This window comes from Pseudomonas kuykendallii (genome assembly GCF_900106975.1).
Lineage (GTDB): Bacteria > Pseudomonadota > Gammaproteobacteria > Pseudomonadales > Pseudomonadaceae > Pseudomonas_O > Pseudomonas_O kuykendallii.
In genome coordinates this window covers 1-6,056 of sequence record NZ_FNNU01000013.1, presented here as the reverse complement: position 1 = coordinate 6,056, position 6,056 = coordinate 1, and the positions used below count along the sequence as shown (strand labels likewise).

Below are 6,056 nucleotides of genomic sequence, written 5' to 3'. Positions count from 1 at the left end.
GATGCCCGTGGCACCTCGGTGGGCACTCTGGCGATCGACCGCTTCCTGCGCCCGGTGTGCTACCAGAACTACCCGGATGCCTTCCTTCCCGAGGCACTGCAAAACGCCAACCCGCTGGGCATCCAGCGGCTGGTGGACGGCACGCCGAGCCGCGAGACGCTGTAGGCCGTAGGGCGGAGGCAATCCGCGTCGCTGCTCGGGCCGCGGGTTTCACCCACCCTCGTTCGCCAATACACCGCCGTATCGGTGGGCTGAAGCCCACCCTAGGATTGAAGCAAAAGAAAAGCCCCGCCGACGCGAGCCGGCGGGGCTTTTTCATGTGTGCGTCAGAGCGGTGTCAGTTCGTTGAGCACGGTGTTCAGCGCGACGCGGGTGTCGTCGAGCTGGACGATCGAGGCCTGCTGCGCGGCGAGGGCGTCGCGGTTCTTGATCGCGGTGAGGATCGCCTTGTGGCGGGGCAGGGTGAGGGCCTGCAGGTTGGGCCGGTGGCTGGAGAACTTGATCGATTCGCGCAGGGCGATCGAGAGCATGTTGCTCAGGTACACCAGCAGATCGTTGTGCGTGGCCTCGGCGATGCGGCGGTGGAAGTCGAGGTCCGGCTGGAGCATTTCGGCGCGGCTGGTGGCGGCTTCCATGCGCGTGTAGGCCTCCTCGATGGCGGCGATATCCTCGGCGTTGGCGGTGCTCGCCGCCATCGCGCAGACCGCCGGTTCGATGATGCAGCGCACCCCGACCAGGGTGCTGAAGAACTCGCTTTGCGGGGTGCTTTCGACCAGCCAGTAGAGCACGTCGGGGTCGAGCATGTGCCAGTCGCGGCGCGGCTTCACCAGCGTGCCGACGCGCGGCTTGGAGGCTACCAGCCCTTTTGCCACCAGCACGCGGATGGCCTCGCGGACCACCGGCCGGCTGACCGCGTATTCCTCGCAGAGCACGGCTTCCTGGGGCAGTTTCTCGTCCGGCTGGAGCTGGCCGGAGACGATCCGCATGCCCAGCTCCTGAACGATGTTGGCGTGGCGACTCTTGCGGGGTTTTGGCTGTTTGTAATCCATGGGGGCGCTTGGCGTCCGACCTGACTTGAGCGCGACAGCATAGCATCGGCAAGCTTTCGCCAGGCCGTCGCCCGCCGTTGCGGCGGGCGTTTCGCCGGTTCAGTGCGAGTGGCGCGGCACCTCGGAGCCACGGCAGCCGACCAGGAAGTCGAAGTCGCAGCCTTCGTCGGCCTGCAGCACGTGGTCGATGTACAGCCGGCGATAGCCGCCGTCCCAGAGCAGCGGTACCGGCGGCGGGATATCGGCCAGGCGCGCCTGCAGTTCCTCGTCGCTGATGTCCAGGTGCAGGCGCCCGGCGTAGGCGTCCAGTTCGATCATGTCGCCGTTGCGCACCGCCGCCAGCGGGCCGCCCGCGGCCGCCTCTGGGGCCACGTGAAGCACCACGGTGCCGTAGGCGGTGCCGCTCATGCGCGCGTCGGAGATGCGCACCATGTCGGTGATGCCCTTGGCCAGCACCTTCGGCGGCAGGCCCATGTTGCCGACTTCGGCCATGCCCGGATAACCCTTGGGTCCGGCGTTCTTGAGCACCAGCACGCAGGTTTCGTCGACATCCAGTTCCGGGTCGGCGATGCGCGCCTTGTAGTCGTCGAAGTTCTCGAAGACCACCGCGCGACCGCGATGCTGCATCAGCTCGGCGGTGGCGGCGGAGGGCTTGAGCACCGCGCCCTTGGGCGCCAGGTTGCCGCGCAGCACGCAGATACCGCCGTCGGCGCGGATGGGGTTGTCCAGCGTGCGGATCACCTCGTTCTCGCCGTAGATCGGTGCTTCGCTGCAGTTTTCCCACAGCGAGCGGCCGTTCACCGTCAGCGCATCCGGGTTCGGCAGGATGCCGCCTTCGCCCATCCGCCGGATCACCGCCGGCAGGCCGCCGTCGTAGTAGAACTCTTCCATCAGGAAGCGCCCGGAGGGTTGCAGGTCGACGATGGTCGGCGTGCCGCGGCCGACGCGGGTCCAGTCGTCCAGTTCGAGTTCGACGCCCATGCGCCCGGCGATGGCCTTGAGGTGGATGACCGCGTTGGTCGAGCCGCCGATGGCGGCGTTGACCTTGATCGCGTTCTCGAAGGCTTCCTTGGTCAGCACCTTCGACAGGCGCAGGTCTTCCCACACCATGTCGACGATGCGCATGCCGGACAGGTGCGCGAGCACGTAGCGGCGCGAGTCCACCGCCGGGATCGCCGCGTTGTGCGGCAGCGAGGTGCCGAGGGCTTCGGCCATGCAGGCCATGGTCGAGGCCGTGCCCATGGTGTTGCAGGTGCCGGCGGAACGGGACATGCCGGCTTCCGCGGAGAGGAACTCGTTGAGGTCGATCAGCCCGGCCTTATAGGACTCGTGCATCTGCCAGACGATGGTGCCGGCGCCGATGTCGCGCCCCTTGTGCTTGCCGTTGAGCATCGGCCCGCCGGTGACCACGATGGCCGGCACGTCGCAGCTCGCGGCGCCCATCAGCAGGGCGGGGGTGGTCTTGTCGCAGCCGGTGAGCAGCACCACGGCGTCCACCGGGTTGCCGCGGATGGCTTCCTCGACGTCCATGCTGGCCAGGTTGCGGGTGAGCATGGCAGTGGGGCGCAGGTTGGATTCGCCGCTGGAGAACACCGGGAATTCGACCGGGAAGCCGCCGGCTTCGAGAACGCCTTTCTTCACGTGCTCGGCGATCTTGCGGAAATGCGCGTTGCATGGGGTCAGTTCGGACCAGGTATTGCAGATGCCGATGATGGGCTTGCCCTGGAATTCATGGTCCGGGATGCCCTGGTTCTTCATCCAGCTGCGGTACATGAAGCCGTTCTTGTCGGTGGTGCCGAACCAGGAGGCGGAGCGAAGCGGGCGTTTTTGCTCGGTCATGGGGTTCTCTCTTGTTTTGTATTACTAATGGCGATGAGTTAGCCAAAAGTAGCCCTTTCAAAGGGTATTTGGAAGGCTTGTTGAGTAAATAGTAATACTATATAGTCGATTCAACGTGAGAGGACGCCCCCTTCGAGACGCCGCGCCTACTGACGTGATGGTCCATACAAAAACAAATGGAGACCGCGACAAATGAGCCCCGAGCAGCGGCTGATACGCCTCATCACCCTGAAACTGATCCCCTTCCTGATCCTTCTCTATCTGGTCGCCTACATCGATCGCTCGGCGGTTGGCTTCGCCAAGCTGCACATGGGCGCCGACGTCGGCATCGGCGATGCCGCCTACGGCCTGGGCGCGGGTCTGTTCTTCATCGGCTATTTCATCTTCGAAGTACCCAGCAACCTGCTGCTCGACCGCTTCGGCGCGCGGCGCTGGTTCGCGCGCATCCTCATCACCTGGGGCGCGATCACCATGGGCATGGCGTTCATCCAGGGGCCGACCAGCTTCTACGTGATGCGCTTCCTGCTCGGTGCGGCCGAGGCCGGGTTCTTCCCTGGCGTGCTGTACTTCATCACCCAGTGGTACCCGGTTCGCCATCGCGGCAAGATCATCGGCTTCTTCATCCTTTCGCAGCCGATCGCGATGATGATCACCGGTCCGCTGGCGGGCGCGCTGCTGGGCATGGATGGCCTCTCTGGCCTGCACGGCTGGCAGTGGCTGTTCCTGATGATCGGCGCTCCGGCGGTGCTGCTCGCCTGGCCGACCCTGCGCTTCCTTCCGGACAACCTGCACAAGGTGAAATGGCTCTCCGCGGAGGAGAAGACCTGGCTCGCCGGCGAGCTGGAGAAGGACAAGCAGGAATACGCCCAGACCCGCCACGGCAACCCGCTGCATGCCCTGAAGGACAAGCGCGTGCTGCTGCTGGCGCTGTTCTACCTGCCGGTGACGCTGAGCATCTATGGTCTCGGCCTGTGGCTGCCGACCATCCTCAAGCAGTTCGGCGGCAGCGACCTGACCACCGGTTTCCTCTCGGCGATTCCCTACGTGTTCGGCATCGTCGGCCTGCTCATCGTGCCGCGCAGTTCGGACCGGCTGAACGACCGCTATGGCCACCTCGCCGTGCTCTATGCCCTGGCGGCCTGCTCGATGTTCCTGAGCGCCTGGCTCAGCGCGCCGGCGCTGCAATTGATGGCGCTGTCGCTGGTCGCGTTCTGCCTGTTCTCCACCACCGCGCTGTTCTGGACCCTGCCGGGACGCTTCTTCACCGGCGCCAGTGCGGCGGCGGCCATCGCCCTGATCAACTCGGTGGGCAACCTCGGCGGCTACATCGGCCCGTTCGGCATCGGCGCGCTGAAGGAATACACCGGCAACCTGGCGTCCGGCCTGTATTTCCTCACGGCCGTGCTGTGCTTCGGCCTGCTGCTGACCTGGGTGGTCTACCAGCGCCTGGAGCGCCGCCACGCGCAGCAGCAGGTTTCCATGGGCAACGCCTGAGCGCTGCCGACCCGACAATGACAGATAGAAAGTGAGGATTGCGATGCGCTTGATTCAGTTCGAACTGGCCGGCGGCGAGCGCCGGGTTGGCCTGGTGGATGGCGGCCTGGTGCGCGAAGTACTGGGTGCCAACAGCGTGAGGGAACTGGCGCTGGCCGCCATCGAGGCCGGCCAGAGTCTGGCGCAGCGGGTCGACGTGCAGGGGCTCGGCGAGGCGCACGACTATTCGGCGCTGCTCGGCCAGGACCGCGTACTGCCGCCGCTGGACCATCCGGACCCGGCGCACTGCCTGGTCAGCGGCACCGGCCTGACCCACCTGGGCAGCGCCTCCGCGCGGGACAAGATGCACCAGCAGGCCGGCGTCGACGAAGCCACCCTGACCGACACCATGCGCATCTTCAAATGGGGCGTCGAAGGCGGCAAACCAGCTGCCGGGCAGGTCGGCGCGCAGCCGGAATGGTTCTACAAGGGCGACGGCAGCATCGTCGTGCGCCCGGGCGCAGCGCTGCCGCGCCCGCCGTTCGCCGAGGACGGTGGCGAGGAACCGGAGCTCACCGGGCTCTACGTCATCGGCCATGACGGCAAGCCGTATCGCCTGGGCTTCGCCCTCGGCAACGAGTATTCCGACCATGTCATGGAGCGGCGCAACTACCTGTACCTGGCGCACTCCAAGCTGCGCTTCTGCGCCTTCGGCCCGGAGCTGCGCCTTGGCGAACTGCCCCGGCACCTGTCGGGTTTCAGCCGCATCCGGCGCAACGGCGAAGTGCTCTGGGAGAAGGAGTTCCTCTCCGGCGAGGACAACATGTGCCATAGCCTGGAGAACCTCGAGTACCACCACTTCAAGTACGCGCAGTTCCTCCGGCCGGGCGACGTGCATGTGCATTTCTTCGGCACCGCGACGCTGTCGTTCGCCGATGGCGTGCGTGCCGAGCCGGGTGACCGCTTCGAGATCGGCCTGCCGGAATTCGGCGAGCCGCTGGTCAACGGCATCGCGCCGACCGCGGCCGAACTGCCTGCCGGCGGGGTGGGCAAGCTCTAGGCACTTTTCCCAGCGATGCCGGCGCCGCCGGCAATCCATCCAGACCCGCGAGTCGAGGAGACCTACATGCAGATACTCGGACAGAACTACATCAACGGCGCGCGCAGCGCCCTGGGCGACGTCGTCGTGCACAGCCTCGACGCGAGCACCGGCGAGAAGCTGCCCTACGATTTCCACCAGGCCACGCTTGGCGAGGTCGATGCCGCCGCCAAGGCGGCTGCGGCGGCGTACCCGACCTACCGCACGCTGTCGGCGGCCAGACGCGCCGACTTCCTCGACGCCATTGCCGCCGAGATCGATGCGCTGGGCGATGGCTTCGTCGCCCTGGTCTGCCAGGAAACCGCGCTGCCGGCCGGGCGTATCCAGGGCGAACGCGGCCGCACCAGCGGGCAGATGCGCCTGTTCGCCCAGGTGCTGCGGCGTGGCGATTTCTATGGCGCACGGATCGACCGCGCGCTGCCGGATCGCCAGCCGATGCCGCGCCCGGACCTGCGCCAATACCGCATCGGCCTCGGCCCGGTCGCGGTGTTCGGCGCCTCCAACTTCCCGCTGGCGTTTTCCACCGCCGGTGGCGACACCGCCGCGGCGCTGGCCGCCGGTTGCCCGGTGGTGTTCAAGGCCCACAGCGGGCACAT

The 6,056-nt window shown here is 66.7% G+C and carries 5 protein-coding genes and 1 pseudogene; 4 read left to right on the top strand and 2 right to left on the bottom strand.

All coding sequences use genetic code 11. From position 1 onward, the window contains the following. Positions 1–165 (top strand): annotated as a pseudogene (locus BLV15_RS22015) (aldehyde dehydrogenase (NADP(+))); the annotation flags it as partial. Between the two features lie 161 nt (positions 166–326). On the opposite strand, the gene BLV15_RS21720 reads toward BLV15_RS22015, so the two are convergent. Next, the gene (locus tag BLV15_RS21720; protein ID WP_090231813.1) at positions 327–1,049 is read right to left on the bottom strand and encodes a FadR/GntR family transcriptional regulator; all 723 of its coding nucleotides are present in this window, start codon (positions 1,047–1,049) and stop codon (positions 327–329) included. A gap of 99 nt (positions 1,050–1,148) precedes the next feature. Continuing rightward, a complete protein-coding gene (locus BLV15_RS21715; RefSeq protein ID WP_090231812.1) occupies positions 1,149–2,888 on the bottom strand; it encodes an IlvD/Edd family dehydratase in 1,740 nt (579 codons plus the stop codon). A 192-nt stretch (positions 2,889–3,080) separates the two neighbouring features. Here BLV15_RS21715 and BLV15_RS21710 point away from each other — a divergent pair, with 192 nt between their 5' ends. The 3 genes from BLV15_RS21710 to BLV15_RS21700 all read left to right on the top strand — a co-directional run. Next, positions 3,081–4,382, top strand: a complete 1,302-nt coding sequence (locus BLV15_RS21710; protein ID WP_090231811.1) for an MFS transporter — start codon at positions 3,081–3,083, stop codon at positions 4,380–4,382. A gap of 43 nt (positions 4,383–4,425) precedes the next feature. Then, a complete protein-coding gene (gene araD1 / locus BLV15_RS21705; RefSeq protein WP_090231810.1) occupies positions 4,426–5,421 on the top strand; it encodes an AraD1 family protein in 996 nt (331 codons plus the stop codon). 66 nt (positions 5,422–5,487) lie between these two features. Further along, positions 5,488–6,056: aldehyde dehydrogenase family protein (locus BLV15_RS21700; RefSeq protein WP_139210773.1), on the top strand; the 569-nt coding region annotated here is incomplete at its 3' end.

Excerpts from the sequence above, each read along its gene's own strand:
- BLV15_RS21720 (WP_090231813.1), bottom strand. The coding sequence starts at position 1,049 with ATGGATTACAAACAGCCAAAACCCCGCAAGAGTCGCCACGCCAACATC.
- BLV15_RS21715 (WP_090231812.1), bottom strand. The coding sequence starts at position 2,888 with ATGACCGAGCAAAAACGCCCGCTTCGCTCCGCCTCCTGGTTCGGCACC.
- BLV15_RS21710 (WP_090231811.1), top strand. The coding sequence starts at position 3,081 with ATGAGCCCCGAGCAGCGGCTGATACGCCTCATCACCCTGAAACTGATC.
- araD1 (WP_090231810.1), top strand. The coding sequence starts at position 4,426 with ATGCGCTTGATTCAGTTCGAACTGGCCGGCGGCGAGCGCCGGGTTGGC.